14 protein-coding genes are annotated in these 16,487 nt (G+C 63.4%); 8 read left to right on the forward strand and 6 right to left on the reverse strand.

The window, feature by feature from the left end; genetic code table 11:
- The first annotated feature begins 126 nt into the window (after positions 1–126).
- Positions 127–1,227: a TRAP transporter substrate-binding protein gene (locus G9C89_RS12540; RefSeq protein WP_172148387.1), complete on the forward strand. Its 1,101-nt coding sequence runs from the start codon at positions 127–129 to the stop codon at positions 1,225–1,227.
- Positions 1,228–1,513: 286 nt separating this feature from the next.
- Here the strand turns inward: G9C89_RS12540 and G9C89_RS12545 are convergent, their stop codons facing one another.
- Entirely contained in the window at positions 1,514–1,915 is a 402-nt protein-coding gene (locus tag G9C89_RS12545) for an acyl-CoA thioesterase (RefSeq protein WP_172148389.1), read from the reverse strand.
- 280 nt (positions 1,916–2,195) lie between these two features.
- Here G9C89_RS12545 and G9C89_RS12550 point away from each other — a divergent pair, with 280 nt between their 5' ends.
- The 6 genes from G9C89_RS12550 (at position 2,196) to G9C89_RS12575 (ending at position 10,130) form a co-directional block, all read left to right on the forward strand.
- On the forward strand, positions 2,196–3,164 hold the full coding sequence (locus G9C89_RS12550; RefSeq protein ID WP_172148391.1) for a PstS family phosphate ABC transporter substrate-binding protein: 969 nt from the start codon (positions 2,196–2,198) through the stop codon (positions 3,162–3,164).
- Between the two features lie 181 nt (positions 3,165–3,345).
- Positions 3,346–5,631 carry an ABC transporter permease subunit gene (locus G9C89_RS12555; protein WP_172148393.1) on the forward strand — a complete coding sequence of 762 codons (2,286 nt, stop codon included), beginning with the start codon at positions 3,346–3,348 and terminating at the stop codon, positions 5,629–5,631.
- A gap of 15 nt (positions 5,632–5,646) precedes the next feature.
- The gene (gene pstA, locus G9C89_RS12560) at positions 5,647–7,323 is read left to right on the forward strand and encodes a phosphate ABC transporter permease PstA (protein ID WP_172148395.1); all 1,677 of its coding nucleotides are present in this window, start codon (positions 5,647–5,649) and stop codon (positions 7,321–7,323) included.
- Positions 7,324–7,388: 65 nt separating this feature from the next.
- Positions 7,389–8,222, forward strand: coding sequence for a phosphate ABC transporter ATP-binding protein PstB (gene pstB, locus G9C89_RS12565; RefSeq protein WP_172148397.1), 834 nt, complete (start codon positions 7,389–7,391; stop codon positions 8,220–8,222).
- A gap of 93 nt (positions 8,223–8,315) precedes the next feature.
- Positions 8,316–9,047, forward strand: a complete 732-nt coding sequence (phoU, locus tag G9C89_RS12570; RefSeq protein WP_172148399.1) for a phosphate signaling complex protein PhoU — start codon at positions 8,316–8,318, stop codon at positions 9,045–9,047.
- A gap of 153 nt (positions 9,048–9,200) precedes the next feature.
- Entirely contained in the window at positions 9,201–10,130 is a 930-nt protein-coding gene (locus G9C89_RS12575) for a response regulator (protein ID WP_172148401.1), read from the forward strand.
- A gap of 12 nt (positions 10,131–10,142) precedes the next feature.
- Here the strand turns inward: G9C89_RS12575 and G9C89_RS12580 are convergent, their stop codons facing one another.
- Entirely contained in the window at positions 10,143–10,460 is a 318-nt protein-coding gene (locus G9C89_RS12580; protein WP_172148403.1) for a hypothetical protein, read from the reverse strand.
- Between the two features lie 321 nt (positions 10,461–10,781).
- Between G9C89_RS12580 and G9C89_RS12585 the strand changes: the two genes are divergently transcribed.
- Positions 10,782–11,678, forward strand: a complete 897-nt coding sequence (locus G9C89_RS12585) for a peptidoglycan DD-metalloendopeptidase family protein (protein WP_172148405.1) — start codon at positions 10,782–10,784, stop codon at positions 11,676–11,678.
- A 144-nt stretch (positions 11,679–11,822) separates the two neighbouring features.
- Here the strand turns inward: G9C89_RS12585 and G9C89_RS12590 are convergent, their stop codons facing one another.
- The 4 genes from G9C89_RS12590 to ubiA form a co-directional block, all read right to left on the reverse strand.
- A complete protein-coding gene (locus G9C89_RS12590; protein WP_172148407.1) occupies positions 11,823–13,163 on the reverse strand; it encodes a hemolysin family protein in 1,341 nt (446 codons plus the stop codon).
- Between the two features lie 70 nt (positions 13,164–13,233).
- Positions 13,234–14,568, reverse strand: a complete 1,335-nt coding sequence (gene phoR / locus G9C89_RS12595; protein WP_172148409.1) for a phosphate regulon sensor histidine kinase PhoR — start codon at positions 14,566–14,568, stop codon at positions 13,234–13,236.
- 58 nt (positions 14,569–14,626) lie between these two features.
- Positions 14,627–15,316: a phosphate regulon transcriptional regulator PhoB gene (gene phoB / locus G9C89_RS12600; RefSeq protein WP_172148411.1), complete on the reverse strand. Its 690-nt coding sequence runs from the start codon at positions 15,314–15,316 to the stop codon at positions 14,627–14,629.
- Between the two features lie 112 nt (positions 15,317–15,428).
- Positions 15,429–16,322, reverse strand: coding sequence for a 4-hydroxybenzoate octaprenyltransferase (gene ubiA / locus G9C89_RS12605; protein WP_172148413.1), 894 nt, complete (start codon positions 16,320–16,322; stop codon positions 15,429–15,431).
- Positions 16,323–16,487 lie beyond the last annotated feature (165 nt).

Genomic DNA, 16,487 nt, shown 5'->3' on the forward strand with positions numbered 1-16,487 from the left:
GTACTACGTACGTAGTCGCTAAACTTGAGAGGTGTAGGTTCCTGTGGTACTCAACATATAGCTGAATACTGGCGATCCCAGTGCTCAGACCATTAGTACAACAACAGAACAACAAGGAGTTATTACATGAAGCGTCGTCAAATTCTCGCAGCTGCGGGTGTAGGCCTTGCAGCAACCGCATTGGCCGGTTGCAACAAAGAGGCTGACACTGCCGCCAAGCCCCAAGAAGGTGCGAGTAGCGAGACTTTCAACTGGAAGATGGTTACGTCCTGGCCGAAGAATTTTCCGGGTGTAGGCGTGGGGGCCGAACGCTTCGCCAAGCTGGTCGAGCAAATGAGTAATGGCCGCCTGAAGGTCAAGGTGTATGCCGCTGGCGAACTGGTGCCGGCACTGGAAGTGTTCGATGCGGTTTCCCGTGGCACTGCCGAGATGGGCCATGGTGCGCCTTATTACTGGAAAGGCAAGGTGCCTGCCGCGCAGTTCTTCTGCGCCCTGCCGTTTGGCCCCAACGCCCAGGAAATGAACGCCTGGTTGCACAGGGGTGGCGGCCTGGAGCTGTGGGAGGAGGTCTACAAACCCTTCGGCGTACTGCCCATGGCCTGTGGCAGCACGGGCGTGCAGACCGCCGGCTGGTTCAACAAGGAAATCAACAGCGTCGCCGACTTCCAGGGCCTGAAGATGCGTACCCCTGGCCTGGGCGGCGAAGTGCTGACCAAGATGGGCGGCACCGTGGTCAATATGCCCGCCGGCGAGATCTTCACTGCCATGCAGACCGGCGCCATCGACGCCACCGAGTGGATCGGCCCGTACAACGATCAGGCCCTGGGCTTGCACAAAGCCGCCAAGTATTACTACACCCCGGGCTGGCAGGAGCCGAGCGTGCTGTTTGAGCTGGATATCAACATCAAGGCCTGGGAAACCCTGCCGGCCGATCTACAAGCCATTGTTCGTGCTGCGGCGCGCGATGTGAACGGCGACATGCTCGACGATTACAACGCCAAGAACATGGAAGCCATGGAGCAACTCAAGGGCGAGGGCGTGGAAGTACGCCGCCTGCCGGACGACGTGCTGGCCAAACTCAAGGAAGTGGCCGCTGAAGTGGTCGACGCCTCCGCTGCTGCCGATCCGGCGGCGACCAAGGTGTGGGAGCAGCAGAAGGCGTATCTGCAGCGTCTGTACGACTATGCCGAAAGCAACGAGAAGGACATCTACAACATCCGCGGCTGATTTCTGGCCAATAAAAACGCCGGCCTCGTGCCGGCGTTTGTGTATCTTGGATTCAGGTTTTTGCAGTGCGGATGGAGCGCCGGCGATGGCTCGGTAGGATGTGGTTGAGCGTAGCGATACCCATCACAGCCGCGTACGAATCTCCATAAACGCCAGGGCTGACGCTGCTGCCGGGTAGCGGCCATGGTGGTGATTTATCGATCGCCGATGGGTATCGCTGCGCTCATCCTACGCGGCCCGCACCATCCTACGGTTAGCCGTCCGCAGGATGGACTGGGGCGCTTGCTCAGCGGCGCGCCGGTACCGGGCGGGTGCGGCCGCTGCCGTCGATGGCGACGAAGACGAACACCGCCTCGGTGACCTTGCGCCATTCGCTGGACAGCGGGTCGTCGCTCCACACCTCGACCAGCATCTGGATCGAGCTGCGGCCGATCTCGAGTGCCTGGGTGTAAAAGGACAATTGCGCACCAACGGCAACCGGCACCAGAAAGGCCATGCGATCGATCGCCACCGTTGCCACGCGGCCGCCGGCGACCTTGCTGGCCATGGCGGTACCGGCCAAATCCATTTGCGATACCAGCCAGCCACCATAGATGTCGCCGAAACCATTGGTTTCGCGGGGTAGCGCGGTGATCTGCAAAGCCAGATCGCCCTGGGGAATCGGGTCATCCTGTTCGAAGTCGTTCATCTCGATTACGGCTCGCGGCGCGGTTGTTGTTATGGGTCCGCCATGGCTGCTTTCAACAGCCTGCAGGCCCGCTAGGGTGCGGGTTTGATGAGTATACCGACTGAGCGCTTGTGAACATACTCTCGCCTTGCCGCGAGCGCCTGAAGGCGGTCGGTATGCCCGGTGCCGGCAAAGTGCCCAGTGTTCATCTAACTGTCACATTGATTTCATAGATTGGTCACAGGGGCTGCAGATACTTGGGCTCGTTCAATCCAACACTAAATTCTGCTAGGAGCAAGGCATGAAACTTAAGCGTTTGATGGCGGCCATGACTTTCGTCGCCGCTGGCGTCGCCACCGCCACTGCGGTCGCTGCTATCGACCCGGCTCTGCCGACCTATGAAAAGACTTCCGGTGTGTCGGGCAACCTGTCCAGCGTCGGTTCCGACTCGCTGGCCAACCTGATGACCCTGTGGGCGGAAGAGTTCAAGAAGAACTACCCGAACGTCAACATCCAGATCCAGGCCGCCGGTTCCTCCACCGCGCCACCGGCGATGACCGAAGGCACCGCCAACATGGGGCCGATGAGCCGCGCCATGAAGGACAGCGAAATCCAGGCCTTCGAGCAGAAGTATGGCTACAAGCCGACTGCCGTTCCGGTGGCCATCGATGCCCTGGCGGTATTCGTGCACAAGGACAACCCGATCAAGAGCCTGTCGATCGAGCAGGTCGACGCGATCTTCTCCAGCACCCGCCTGTGCGGTGGCGCCAGCGACATCAAGACCTGGGGCGACGTGGGCCTGACCGGCGAGTGGGCAGCCAAGCCGCTGCAGCTGTTCGGTCGTAACTCGGTATCCGGCACCTACGGCTACTTCAAGGAAGAAGCCCTGTGCAAAGGCGACTACAAGGCTAACGTCAATGAGCAGCCGGGTTCGGCCTCCGTGGTGCAGTCGATCTCCAGCACCCTGAATGCCATCGGTTACTCGGGCATTGGCTACAAGACCTCCAGCGTCAAGGCTGTAGCACTGTCCAAGAAAGGCGGCGAAGCCTTTGAAGCCAACGAAGAAAACGCCCTGGCTGGCAAGTTCCCGCTGGCCCGCTTCTTCTACGTGTATGTCAACAAGGCGCCGAACAAGGCCCTGAGTCCGCTGGACGCCGAGTTCGTCAAGCTGGTGCTGTCCAAGCAAGGCCAGGAAGTGGTGGTCAAGGATGGCTACATCCCGCTGCCGAGCAAAGTGGTCGAGAAGACCATGAAGGAACTGGGTCTGTAAGCACCTGGCCCTACTGGCAGGGACGCCAGCCTTGTAGCCGCGCCCGCCTCTCGGATAGAGAGGTGGGCGTCGCTTTGTCAGCTCGCTGTAACTTTTCTGTCACATAAGCTGGCTAGATTATTCAGCCTGTGCCACGAATGAAATTACGGCGCGCTCATGGCCGCGCAGAGATGCCCTTACTATGAATGACCTGGCTCGTGAAACCGTGACTGCCTCGCCCAAATCCCTGAGGCTGGATTTCAATACCCCGGCCTTGCTGCGCAAGCGGCGCATGCGTGCGCTGAAAGATCACCTGGCCCGCTGGTGTGTTTCCATTGGCGGCCTGGCGGTGCTTGGCGCCATCACCCTGATCTTCTTCTACCTGGCCTACATCGTCTTGCCGATATTCCAGGGTGCTGACCTCGATACGCGCGAGCCGGTGCAGCCGGCCTGGTTGGCGGAGGCCGGCCAGCCGTTGTTGTTGGCGGTGGAAGAGCAGAATCAGGTGGCCATGCGCCTCGATGAGCGTGGTCAGGTACAGTTCTTCGATGCCAAGAGCATGGCCGCGCTGAGCACCATCGACCTGCCGTTGCCGGCCGACAGCCAGATCGTTGCGGTTGCCCAGGATCAGCCGGGCAGCAATCGCGTGGCCCTGGGCCTGTCCAACGGCCAGGTGCTGGTGTTCGAACATGCCTACCCGGTCAGTTACCCGAACGACGTGAAAACCATTACGCCGCGGATCGACTACCCGTTCGGTGAAGCCGCGATCAGTCTCGACGAGCAGGGCCGCGCGCTGGACCACGTCGGCGTCAGCCTGAACGGCGGCACCTTGTTGCTGACGGCCTCCACCGGTACCGATCTGCATGTGCTGAGCCTCGGCCGCGAAGAAAACCTGATGACCGGTGAGGTGACCCTCAGCGAAGATCGCATCGCCCTGGCGCAGATCGCCGAGCCGATCAAGGCCTTGATCATCGACCCGCGTCATCAGTGGCTGTATGTGATCAATGGTCGCGCCACGGCGGACGTCTTCAGCCTGCGTACCCGGGAGCTGAATGGTCGCTACAAGCTGCTCAGCGATGGCACCACCGACGTCACCAATGCGACTGCGCTGCTCGGTGGTATCTCGCTGATGATCGGCGACAGCAAGGGTGCCATCCAGCAGTGGTTCATGGTCCGCGACGAGGACGGCAAGCAGTACCTGAAGTCGATCCGCCGCTTCCAGATGGGCGACAGCGCCATCACCCAGATTCTCCCGGAGGAGCGGCGCAAGGGGTTCATGGCGCTGGATGCCAACGGCGACCTGGGTATCTTCCACAGCACCGCCCACCGCACCCTGCTGGTCGAGCCGGTGGCCGCAGGCGCGGCCCTGGCCGGCTTGTCGCCGCGCGCCGACCGTGTGCTGGTCGAGTCGCAAGGGCAACTGCAGCGCCTGTTGATCGACAACCCGCACCCGGAAGTCTCCTGGAGTTCGCTGTGGGGCAAGGTCTGGTACGAAAACTACGACGAGGCCGACTATGTCTGGCAGTCGACCTCCGCCAGCACCGACAACGAACCCAAGCTGAGTCTCGCGCCGCTGGCGTTCGGCACCCTGAAGGCCGCGTTCTACGCGATGCTGCTGGCGGCGCCGCTGGCGATTGCCGCAGCCATCTACACCGCCTACTTCATGGCCCCGGCCATGCGCGGCAAGATCAAGCCGGTGATCGAACTGATGGAAGCGCTGCCGACGGTGATCCTCGGCTTCTTCGCCGGCCTGTTCCTTGCGCCCTATGTCGAGGGCCATCTACCCGGCATCTTCAGTCTGTTGATCTTCACCCCGATCGGCATCCTCCTGGCCGGTTTCGCCTGGAGCCGCCTGCCCGAGTCGGTCCGCTTGCTGGTGCCGGATGGCTGGGAAGCGGCGCTGCTGATCCCGGTGATCCTGCTGATCGGCATCGTCTCGCTGAGCATGAGCGGCCACCTGGAAGTCTGGCTGTTCGAGGGCAACATGCGCAGCTGGCTGAGCAATGACCTGGGCATCCCGTTCGACCAGCGCAACGCCCTGGTGGTCGGCCTGGCCATGGGCTTCGCGGTGATCCCGACGATCTACTCGATTGCCGAAGACGCCGTGTTCAGCGTGCCGAAAAGCCTGACCTTCGGTTCTCTGGCCCTCGGTGCGACGCCCTGGCAGACCCTGACGCGGGTGGTCATCCTCACCGCCAGCCCGGGTATTTTCTCGGCGGTGATGATCGGCATGGGCCGCGCGGTCGGCGAAACCATGATCGTGCTGATGGCCACCGGCAACACCGCGATCATGGACATGAACATCTTCGAGGGCCTGCGCACCCTGGCCGCCAACGTGGCGGTGGAAATGCCCGAATCGGCGGTAGGCGGCACGCATTACCGCGTGCTGTTCCTCTCGGCGCTGGTGCTGCTGTCCTTCACCTTCGTCATGAACACGCTCGCGGAACTGGTGCGCCAGCGTCTGCGCGTCAAGTACGCGTCGCTCTAAGGCTTTGGAAGGTATATGTCCGTGAAAAAGAATTCCGTAAAAGCCTGGGTCAAAAGCGGTTCGCCGTGGATCTGGATGAACGCCGGCGCGGTGTCCATCGCCGTGATCATGACCCTGGGCCTGCTCGCCGTGATCGCCACCCGTGGTCTCGGCCACTTCTGGCCGGCCGACATCGTCGAGGCCGACTATCAGGTGCCTGGCCAGGAAATGAAGGTGATGGCCGGCGAGATCACCCAGATCGAAGAAATTCCACGCGCGCGCCTGGCGGCGTCCGGCTTGCCGGTGGCAGCCGAAGGCGGCGAGTTCATGACTCGCGAACTGTTCAAGGTGGGCAACCGCGATCTGTACGGCGCCGACTTCAACTGGGTGGTGGGCGAGTGGCTGAGCAATCAGCGCACCCCGCAAACCCTCACGGCATTCGAGCGCCGCGAATGGGGCAACCTCTACGGCTACCTGGTCAACGTCAAGGAAAACGGCCAGCTGGTCGCCGAGGGCGATGCGGCCTGGACTGCCCTGCAAGAGCGTCTGGCGCGGGTCGACGAGCTGCATGCGCAGGTGGTGCGCCTGGAAAAGAAAGACATCGGCCGGATCAATGCCGGGCTCGAGCGCATTCGCCTGCAAACCCGTAAGCTGGAGCTGCAGGGCAAGCTGGATGCACAGGCCCAGGCCGATCTGGATATGGATCGGGCGCAGTGGGATGCCGAGTACAAGGTGCTGGAAACCCAGCTGGTGGCGCTCTACGCGGCCTTCAATCGTGACAGCGCCATGGTGCGTACCGCCGATGGTCGCGAGGTCGAGCTGAGCCTGGGCAAGGTGGTGCGGGCCTATCAGCCGAACGCCATGTCCAGCCTCGGCAAGCTGCAATTCTACGGCGCCAAGCTGTGGGAGTTCGTCAGCGACGACCCGCGCGAGGCCAACACCGAGGGCGGCATCTTCCCGGCGATCTTCGGCACGGTGATGATGACCCTGATCATGGCGGTGATCGTCACCCCATTCGGCGTGGTGGCGGCCATCTACCTGCGCGAGTACGCCAAGCAGGGCCCGCTGACCCGGGTGATCCGCATCGCGGTGAACAATCTGGCCGGCGTACCGGCCATCGTCTACGGGGTGTTCGGCCTGGGCTTCTTCGTCTATGTGCTAGGTGGTTCGATCGACCGGCTGTTCTTCCCCGAGTCCGCCCCGGCGCCGACCTTCGGTACGCCGGGCCTGCTGTGGGCCTCGCTGACCCTGGCGCTGCTCGCCGTGCCGGTGGTGATCGTCGCCACCGAGGAAGGCCTGGCGCGGATTCCGCGGGCGTTGCGCGAAGGCTCGCTGGCGCTCGGCGCGACCAAGATCGAGACCCTCTGGCGCGTGGTGCTGCCGATGGCCAGCCCGGCGATGATGACCGGCCTGATCCTCGCCGTGGCGCGTGCCGCCGGCGAGGTGGCGCCGCTGATGCTGGTCGGCGTGGTCAAGCTGGCGCCGAGCCTGCCGCTGGACGGCAACTACCCGTACCTGCACCTGGACCAGAAGATCATGCACCTGGGCTTCCACATCTACGACGTCGGCTTCCAGAGCCCCAACGTCGAGGCCGCGCGGCCGCTGGTCTACGCCACGGCATTGCTGCTGGTGCTGGTGATCGCGATTCTGAACCTCACCGCGGTGTTCATGCGTAACCGCCTGCGTGAGAAGTACAAGGCGCTGGATCACTAATGTATTTTGTCCTCTGCCTGTAAGGCAGGGGATGATCAACGAATTGTTAGCGTAGGGAGCATCCCATGCAGCACCAAGCACACACACACGGCATCGACATCACGGCCCTGGGCCGGGACAAGCAGAGCCTCGACCTGGCCGGGGAAACCGTGGCGATTCAGGTGCCGGGTCTGAACCTGTACTATGGCGACAAGCAGGCGCTGTTCGACGTCAAGCTGAACATCCCCAAGCAGCGCGTCACCGCGTTCATCGGCCCGTCCGGTTGCGGCAAGTCGACCCTGCTGCGCACCTTCAACCGGATGAACGATCTGGTCGACGGTTGCCGCGTCGAGGGTGAAATCAACCTCGACGGGCGCAACATCTACCGCAAGGGCGAAGACGTCGCCGAGCTGCGCCGCCGGGTCGGCATGGTGTTCCAGAAGCCCAACCCCTTCCCCAAGAGCATCTACGAGAACGTGGTCTATGGCCTGCGCATCCAGGGCATCAACCAGAAGCGCGTACTCGACGAAGCGGTGGAGTGGGGCCTGAAAAGCGCGGCGCTGTGGGACGAGGTCAAGGACCGCCTGCATGAGTCGGCCCTCGGCCTGTCCGGCGGACAGCAGCAGCGCCTGGTGATCGCCCGTACCGTGGCGGTGCAGCCGGAAGTGTTGCTGCTCGACGAACCCTGCTCGGCGCTGGATCCGATCTCCACCCTCAAGGTCGAAGAGCTGATCTACGAACTGAAATCCAAGTACACCATCGTCATCGTCACCCACAACATGCAGCAGGCGGCGCGGGTGTCGGATTACACCGCCTTCATGTACATGGGCAAACTGATCGAGTTCGGTGACACCGATACGCTGTTCACCAACCCGGAGATGAAGCAGACCGAAGACTACATCACCGGCCGTTATGGTTGAGTTGACCCCGTAGGGTGCGCTGCGCGCACCAGCTGCAGCTGCCCTGTGGTGCGCACGGCGCACCCTACCCGGACTTTCGCGGAGCGAACCCCCATGATCAACAAAGACAACCTCACCCAGCACATCTCCCAGCAGTTCAACGCCGAACTGGAAGACGTGCGCAGCCATCTGCTGGCCATGGGCGGGCTGGTCGAGAAGCAGGTCAACGACGCGGTGACCGCGCTGATCGACGCCGACTCGGGCCTGGCTCAGCAAGTGCGCGAGATCGACGACCAGATCAACCAGATGGAACGCAACATCGACGAGGAATGCGTGCGCATCCTCGCCCGCCGTCAGCCGGCGGCTTCCGACCTGCGCCTGATCATCAGCATCTCCAAGTCGGTGATCGACCTCGAGCGCATCGGCGACGAAGCGACCAAGATCGCCAAGCGCGCCATCCTCCTCTGCGAGGAAGGCGAAGCGCCGCGCGGCTATGTGGAAGTGCGGCATATTGGCGACCAGGTGCGCAAGATGGTGCAGGAGGCGCTGGACGCCTTCGCCCGCTTCGATGCCGAACTGGCCCTGTCGGTGGCGCAGTACGACAAGACCGTCGACCGCGAATACAAGACCGCCCTGCGCGAGCTGGTCACCTACATGATGGAAGACCCGCGTTCGATCTCGCGGGTGCTCAACATCATCTGGGCCCTGCGCTCGCTGGAGCGCATCGGCGACCACGCGCGCAATATCGCCGAACTGGTGATCTACCTGGTGCGTGGCACCGACGTCAAGCACATGGGCCTGACCCGCATGAAGGAAGAAGTAGAAGGCATCGGCAAGGACCGTTGAGTGCCGCGCCTGCGAACCTGATGCAGCAGGGCCCTGGCGCCCTGGGGCGGCAAGGCTGACCGGCCAAGCCTAAAATGGCCAACAGCCACTTTAGGGTTGGCCTTTGGCCATTCGCCGCGCTTATGCTTGGGGCCATTCGAACAGGAGTGGCCGATGAGCAAAGTCAGCGTACTGGTGGTGGACGACGCCACCTTTATCCGTGACCTGGTGAAGAAAGGCCTGCGCGACCATTTTCCCGGCGTGCAGATCGTCGAAGCCATCAATGGGCGCAAAGCCCAGCAGTTACTCATCCGGCAAAGCGTCGACCTGATTCTCTGCGATTGGGAAATGCCCGAGCTGTCCGGGCTCGAGTTGCTCAGCTGGTGCCGTGAGCAGGACAACCTGAAAACCGTGCCCTTCATCATGGTCACCAGCCGTGGCGACAAGGACAACGTGATCCAGGCGATCCAGGCCGGTGTTTCCGACTTCATCGGCAAACCCTTTTCCAACGAGCAGTTGGTGACCAAGGTCAAGAAGGCCCTCAGCCGTGCCGGCAAGCTGCAAGCCCTGATGGCCAGTGCGCCGCCGAAAATGCTCAGCAGTGGCGGCTTTGCCAATGACTCCCTGGCGGCGCTGACCGGCGGGCAGGCCCAGGTGATCAAGCCGGCGGTCGCCGCTACGCCGGAGGCCGTGGCGACGCGCCAGGAGGCTCCCGCCGCGCCAGCCGCGCCAGCCGCTTCGGCCAAGTCGGCGGGGCAGGCGCCGGGCGGACGTGGCCAGGGCCAATTGCGCCTGCCTGGCGGCACCATGAACTGCGTGATCAAGGCGCTCAGCCTCAAGGACGCCCAGTTGGTGGTCAAGCGCGCCGAACTGCTGCCGCAGGTGCTGGAGAGCGCGGTGCTCGATCTGGAACAGGGCGAAGGTGGCGAGGTGGCGCGGCTCAACGGCTACCTGCATGCGGTGGCGGCGCTGGAACCCAGGCCGGACAGCGAATGGCTGCTGCTGACGTTCAAGTTCGTCGACCGCGACCCGCAGAAGCTCGACTACCTGTCGCGCCTGATCGCCCGCGGGACGACGCAGAAGCACTTCGTCCCCGGCGCCTGATCTGTTGCCTGCTCAGCCCAGGCGCTGCAGCAGCAGGAAGGAAATCAGCAGCAGCGTATTGATCGCCCAGGCGGCGGTGAGGAAGCGGGCGATTTCACCGTGGGCTGGATTTTTCACGTTGCCACTGCAGTGCCAGATCTCGCCGATTATCCAGGCGGTATAGCCCAGCAGCACGGCGAACATGAGCACGACCGTGGACAGTGCGGCGTCGCTGAAATACACCGCGAGCGTTACGGCCCAGAGAATATTGCTGGGTATCACGCCGTAGAACCAGAAAATCTCCCGTAGCGGTTTGTCGATCAGCAGGGTGTTGAACATCGAGGTTTTCATGGTCATTAATCCTCATGGCAGTAAAGGCACGCTCGCGTTGCCCGGTGGCCCGTTCCGTGTCGCCCCGTCGGCAATCGCTCACCATGAGGTTAGCTTGCTCAGGCGTCGCGTCAAAAAGTCGCACGGACTGAGAGCTTGTGAAAAAACTCTCACCTGCTGCGACCGCCTGGAGGCGCTCTCGCGACGGCGCTCGATATTTTCACAAGCGCTGAGGGACGACGGTGGATGCGCCAGATCACATTCCACTGTCCTGGCCCTCGCATGCCTGCAGCGGCGCTGCTAGTCTCAGGGATCTGGAGAGTCACAACCGCCCGTGAGCCCATGCCCTTTCGCCTGACCGTTTTCTGCGCCCTGCTGCTGGTTGCCAGCCAGGCCGCAGCCCTGACCATCTACAAGTACACCGATGCCAACGGTGTGGTGACCTATACCGATAAGGCGACGGCGGGTGCGCAGGTGTTCGTCTTCCGCGACCGCATGGTCGAGCGTCTGGACAGCCAGGTGAAGCTGGAAACCCGGAAGCACGCGGCCGGCGATACCCTGCTGGTGCGCAACGACCTGTATGCCCCGGTGCAGATCGAGCTGAAGCTGGAGCAGGTCGACAACGCCATCGGCGCCCCGAATAAACCCATCACCTGGGTGTTGCCGCCGCGCAGCAAGATTCGCCTCGCCACCCTGACCGCGCGCGATGCCAGCAAGCCGTTGCGCTACACGCCGAAACTGCGTTATGCCCTTGGCGACCCGCGCCTGCTGCCGACGCAGAAGAGCTACCCGCTACCCTGGCGCGGCGGCCCATTCCGCCTGACCCAGGGGGCCAATGGCAAATACAGCCACTTCACCGCCAAAGGGCGTTATGCCATGGACATCGCCATGCCCGAGGGCACGCCGATAGTCGCGGCGCGCGGTGGCGTGGTGGTCAAGACCGAGAACCAGCAGAGCGGACGGGGCAACAACCCCTCCGGCAACTATGTGCGCATCCTGCACGACGACGGCACCATGGGCGTCTACCTGCACCTGATGCAGGGCTCGGTCAGCGTTCGCGAAGGCCAGCGGATCAACAGCGGCAGCTTTATCGCCCGCTCAGGCAACACCGGCAACAGCACCGGGCCGCACCTGCACTTCGTGGTGCAGCGCAACGTCGGCCTGGCCCTGGAATCCATCCCCTTCGACTTCGCCCAGCCGGTCAACAGCCTGCCGAATTTCGCCGTGGGTGGCGAGTAGGCAGGTCTAGCAGCCTGTCGGATGGGCCAAGGCTTCGCGGCTAAAGCCCCTCCCACAGGCACCTCGGCCGTAGGATGGTGTTGAGCGCAGCGATACCCATCAACAGGCGGCAGAGAGCCGGACAGGCATGGATCGCCTCCAGCCTCAATCCAGCTTGAGCACCTTGGCCAGGACGATCTTCGGCCCCTTCATCTTCTTGACGATGATGCGCAGGCCGTCGACTTCCAGCACTTCCTCTTCCTCGGGCATGCGCTTGAGGGTTTCGTAGACCAGGCCGGCGAGGGTTTCCGCTTCGATATGGTCGAGGTTGACCCCCAGCAGGCGCTCGACCTTGAACAGCGGCGTGTCGCCGCGCACCAGCAGCTTGCCTGGCTGGTAGGCGAGGATGCCGCGCTCGGTCTTGTGGTGCTCGTCCTGGATGTCGCCGACCAGGGCTTCCAGCACGTCTTCCATGGTCAGGTAGCCGATCACCTTGCCGTCGGCCTCCTCGACCAGGGCGAAGTGCGAACCACCCTGGCGGAATTGTTCGAGCAGATTGGACAGCGGCATATGCCGGCCAACCCGTTCGATCGGGTGCATCAGCTCGGCCAGTTTCAGCGCCGAGGGCAGCATCTCCAGCAAGGACAGGTGCAGCAGCAGATCCTTGATGTGCAGCACGCCGACGAACTCGCCAGCGTCTTCGTCGAAGATCGGGTAGCGGCTGTACTTGTGCCGGCGGAACACGCTGAACACCTCGTGCAGCGGCGCGTTCAGCTCCAGGTAGACCAGGTCTTCGCGCGAGTTGGCCCAGTCCACCACTTCCAGTTCGCCGAGCTCCACGGCCGAGGCCAGCACGCGCATGTCCTGGTCGCTGGGGTTGCTGGCGCGGCTGGAATGCAGGATCAGCTTGAGTTCGTCGCGGCTGTAATGGTGCTCGTGGTGCGGTCCCGGCTCGCCCTGGCCGGCGATGCGCAGGATGGCGTTGGCGCTGGCATTGAGCAGGAAGATCGCCGGGTACATGGCCCAGTAGAACAGGTACAGCGGCGCGGCCGTCCACAGCGACAGCAGTTCGGGTTTGCGGATCGCCCAGGATTTCGGTGCCAGCTCGCCGACCACGATATGCAGGTAGGAAATGATCGAGAAGGCGGTGAAGAAGGCGATGCCGTGCACCAGCTTGGCCGACTCGATGCCGATGGCGCCGAGCAGCGGGGTGAGCAGTTCGGCGAAGGCCGGTTCGCCGACCCAGCCCAGGCCCAGCGAGGCCAGGGTGATGCCCAGTTGGCAGGCCGACAGGTAGGCGTCCATCTGGTTGTGTACGGTGCGCAGGATATGCCCGCGCCAGCCGTTTTCGTTGGCCAGGGCCTCGACCTTGGTGGCGCGCAGCCTGACGATGGCGAACTCGGCTGCGACGAAAAAGCCGTTGAGCAGGACCAGCAACAGGGCGAAGAGAACGAGGCCGAAATCGGCGAAAAAACTGGCGGTGGAGAGACTCGTGGAGGGGTCCATAAAGGGTTCGGGTAGTGAATGAGCACTAAAGGTTGGGGGCAGTCGTTGGGTTTTGCAAGCACGCGGCCGGCTATTGGCCGCGGCGCACTACCTGCTGGGTGGGGAAATGGCAGGTGAAGGTGCTGCCCTTGCCCGGGCTGCTGTCGATTTCCAGGCGGGCGCGGTGGCGCAGCAGCACATGCTTGACGATGGCCAGGCCCAGGCCGGTGCCGCCGGTATTGCTCGCGCGGCTGGAGTCGACCCGGTAGAAGCGTTCGGTCAGGCGTGGCAGGTGCCTGGCCTCGATACCCGGGCCGTTGTCCTGCACCGAGAGGTGCGCGCCCTGCTCGTCGCCCCACCAGCGGATGCGAATCTCGCCTTCCTTGGGGGTGTACTTGACCGCGTTGAACACCAGGTTGGAGAAGGCGCTGCGCAGTTCCGCCTCGCTGCCCTTGAGGCGCAAGTGCGGGTCGGCCTCCAGGCTGATGCGGTGCATGCGTTCGCCAGACAGCGCCTGGGCATCGCCCTTGATGCTCAACAGCAGCAGGTCGACCGCTACCGGCTGGTTGTCCGAGGGGTAGTCGGTGGCTTCCAGCTTGGCCAGCAACAGCAGGTCATTGAGCAGGTTCTGCATGCGCCCGCCTTGCTGCTGCATCTGTTGCAGCGCGCGCAGCCAGCGCGGATTGACGTCTTCGACGTTGTCCAGCAGGGTTTCCAGGTAGCCGGCGATCACCGTCAGTGGCGTGCGCAACTCGTGAGAGACGTTGGCGATGAAGTCCTTGCGCATCTGCTCGAGCTGATACAGGCGGGTGACGTCACGTACCAGCATCAGGTGCTCGCGATTGCCGTAGTGGGTGATATGGAACTGCAGGCGCCGTCGGTCGTTGAGCGGCGAAGGCAGCTCCAGCGGTTCGAGGTAACTGCCACGCTCGAAGTAGTCGATGAAGCGCGGGTCGCGCAGCAGGTTGGTGATCGACTGGCCGCTGTCCTGTGGGGTTTTCAGGCCGAGCAGGGTCTCCGCGGCGCGGTTCCACCACTCCAGGTTGCCGTTGTTGTCGAGCATGATCACCGCATCATTCAGCGCGGCGGTGGATTCCTGCACCCGATCGATCACCGCCTGCAGGCGGCCGCGGGCGCGCAGGTTGCGCCGTTGCAGGTGGTAGATGCTGTCGAATACCTCGCCCCACAGGCCATAGCCATCCGGTGGCGGCTCGTCCGGCTGGTGCTCTTGCAACCATTTGTGCAGGCGCAGCAACTGGCTCAGGGTCCAGCCCAGGTGGATGGCCAGGCCGGCTGCCAGCGCCCAGGCGTACTCGCCGGTGAGCAGGCCGAGCAGTAGGCAGGCGCCGATTAACAACAGCAGGCGGCGCACCACGGCGCCACGCCAGTTTTGCTTCACTTGGGAGTCATCCGCCAATCGATCCATTGAGCCGCTGAGGCAAGCCGGCAATCCTAACCCGTGCCGTCATCGACCGGGGATACCGCTAGCTTTTGCTGGAGAAACGATAGCCCGTGCCGCGCACGGTCTGCACCAGGTTTTCGTAGACCTCGCCGAGCGCCTTGCGCAGGCGGCGGATGTGCACATCGACGGTGCGCTCCTCGACGTAGACGTTGCCGCCCCAGACCTGGTCGAGCAACTGGCCGCGGGTATAGGCGCGTTCCTGGTGGGTCATGAAGAACTGCAGCAGGCGGTATTCGGTCGGCCCCATCTCGGCCGGCGTGCCATCGATGGTTACCCGGTGACTGATCGGGTCGAGCAGCAGGCCGCCGACCTCGATCGGTCCCTCGCTGTCGCTGGGGCCGGCACGGCGCAGCACGGCCTTCAGCCGGGCGACCAGTTCGCGCGGCGAGAACGGCTTGGTGATGTAGTCGTCGGCGCCGACTTCCAGGCCCTGGATCTTGTTGTCCTCTTCGCCCTTGGCGGTGAGCATGATGATCGGGATGTCGCTGGTCAGCTCGTCACGCTTGAGCCGGCGCGCCAGCTCGATGCCGCTGGTGCCGGGGAGCATCCAGTCGAGCAGGATCAGGTCGGGCCTGCGGTCGACGATGATGGCATGGGCCTGCTGGCTGTTCTCCGCTTCCAGGCACTCGTAACCGGCCATTTCCAGGGCCACCGCGATCATTTCGCGAATCGGTGCTTCGTCATCGACGATCAGGATGTTCTTGCCAACCATGGATCCAGCCTCGAGTCGTTGAACTGTCATGCGTGGCATTAGATAACGGAATTATTGCAGTGATATGACAGGTGGGCTGCTGTGGCAAATGGCTGGGGCGGCCCGCCCCAGCCTACCCCCGCAGCGCGTAATCGATGACCAACCCGACAAAGATCGCCAACCCGGCCCAGTGGTTGTGCAGGAAGGCGTTGAAGCAGGCCATGGGTTTGCGGTTGCGGGTCTTGTGGTATTCCCAGGCGAAACAGCCGGCGGCGACCAGCAGACCGAGGTGGAAATACAGGCCCAGTTCGAAGCGTGCGGCGGCCAGCAGCAGGCACAGCAGGGCCAGGCCCTGGAGGATGACGATGATCAGGCGGTCGGCGTCGCCGAACAGGATGGCGGTGGATTTGAGCCCGATCTTCAGGTCGTCGTCGCGGTCGGCCATGGCGTAGTAGGTGTCGTAGGCCACCGTCCACAGCAGGTTGGCGATGTACAGCAGCCAGGCTTCCGGCGGCACGCTGCCGGTCTCGGCGGTGAAGGCCATGGGCATGCCCCAGGAGAAGGCCGCGCCGAGCACCACCTGGGGGTAGAAGGTGTAGCGCTTCATGAACGGGTAGCTGGCGGCCAAAGCCAGACCGCCGAAGGACAGCCAGACGGTCGCGGCGTTGGTCAGCAGCACCAGGCCGAAGGCCAGCGCCACCAGCGCGGCGAACAGCAGCAGTGCCTCGCGCGACTGGATCTTGCCGCTGGCCAGGGGCCGCGCCTGGGTGCGTTTGACGTGGCCGTCGAAATTGCGGTCGGCGTAGTCGTTGATCACGCAGCCGGCGGCGCGCATCAGGATCACGCCGAAGACGAAGATAAACAGGTTCTTCGCGCTCGGCACGCCTTCGGCCGCGACCCACAGGGCCCACAGCGTCGGCCATAGCAGCAGGTAGATGCCGATGGGTTTGTCCAGGCGCATCAGCTGGATGAAATCCCAGGCGCGTGGGTGCAGGCGATTCAGCGATTTGAGCAGGCGGGTGTACATCGAGCGCGTCTCCGTGCGGGGTGCGCGGATTATACGGAGTCGGCGCGCGGGATGGGGTGATGCGTACCCTGCATTCCCACGCGGAGCCTGGGAATGCAGGGCGTAGGGTGGATGACGCTTTTTTCATCCACCGTTACAGGCGCGAGGTGCGGCTGCGCCGTCGGC

This window comes from Pseudomonas tumuqii, assembly GCF_013184545.1.
GTDB lineage: Bacteria > Pseudomonadota > Gammaproteobacteria > Pseudomonadales > Pseudomonadaceae > Aquipseudomonas > Aquipseudomonas tumuqii.

Excerpts from the sequence above, each read along its gene's own strand:
- G9C89_RS12540 (WP_172148387.1), top strand. The coding sequence starts at position 127 with ATGAAGCGTCGTCAAATTCTCGCAGCTGCGGGTGTAGGCCTTGCAGCA.
- G9C89_RS12545 (WP_172148389.1), bottom strand. The coding sequence starts at position 1,915 with ATGAACGACTTCGAACAGGATGACCCGATTCCCCAGGGCGATCTGGCT.
- G9C89_RS12550 (WP_172148391.1), top strand. The coding sequence starts at position 2,196 with ATGAAACTTAAGCGTTTGATGGCGGCCATGACTTTCGTCGCCGCTGGC.
- G9C89_RS12555 (WP_172148393.1), top strand. The coding sequence starts at position 3,346 with ATGAATGACCTGGCTCGTGAAACCGTGACTGCCTCGCCCAAATCCCTG.
- pstA (WP_172148395.1), top strand. The coding sequence starts at position 5,647 with ATGTCCGTGAAAAAGAATTCCGTAAAAGCCTGGGTCAAAAGCGGTTCG.
- pstB (WP_172148397.1), top strand. The coding sequence starts at position 7,389 with ATGCAGCACCAAGCACACACACACGGCATCGACATCACGGCCCTGGGC.
- phoU (WP_172148399.1), top strand. The coding sequence starts at position 8,316 with ATGATCAACAAAGACAACCTCACCCAGCACATCTCCCAGCAGTTCAAC.
- G9C89_RS12575 (WP_172148401.1), top strand. The coding sequence starts at position 9,201 with ATGAGCAAAGTCAGCGTACTGGTGGTGGACGACGCCACCTTTATCCGT.
- G9C89_RS12580 (WP_172148403.1), bottom strand. The coding sequence starts at position 10,460 with ATGAAAACCTCGATGTTCAACACCCTGCTGATCGACAAACCGCTACGG.
- G9C89_RS12585 (WP_172148405.1), top strand. The coding sequence starts at position 10,782 with ATGCCCTTTCGCCTGACCGTTTTCTGCGCCCTGCTGCTGGTTGCCAGC.
- G9C89_RS12590 (WP_172148407.1), bottom strand. The coding sequence starts at position 13,163 with ATGGACCCCTCCACGAGTCTCTCCACCGCCAGTTTTTTCGCCGATTTC.
- phoR (WP_172148409.1), bottom strand. The coding sequence starts at position 14,568 with ATGGATCGATTGGCGGATGACTCCCAAGTGAAGCAAAACTGGCGTGGC.
- phoB (WP_172148411.1), bottom strand. The coding sequence starts at position 15,316 with ATGGTTGGCAAGAACATCCTGATCGTCGATGACGAAGCACCGATTCGC.
- ubiA (WP_172148413.1), bottom strand. The coding sequence starts at position 16,322 with ATGTACACCCGCCTGCTCAAATCGCTGAATCGCCTGCACCCACGCGCC.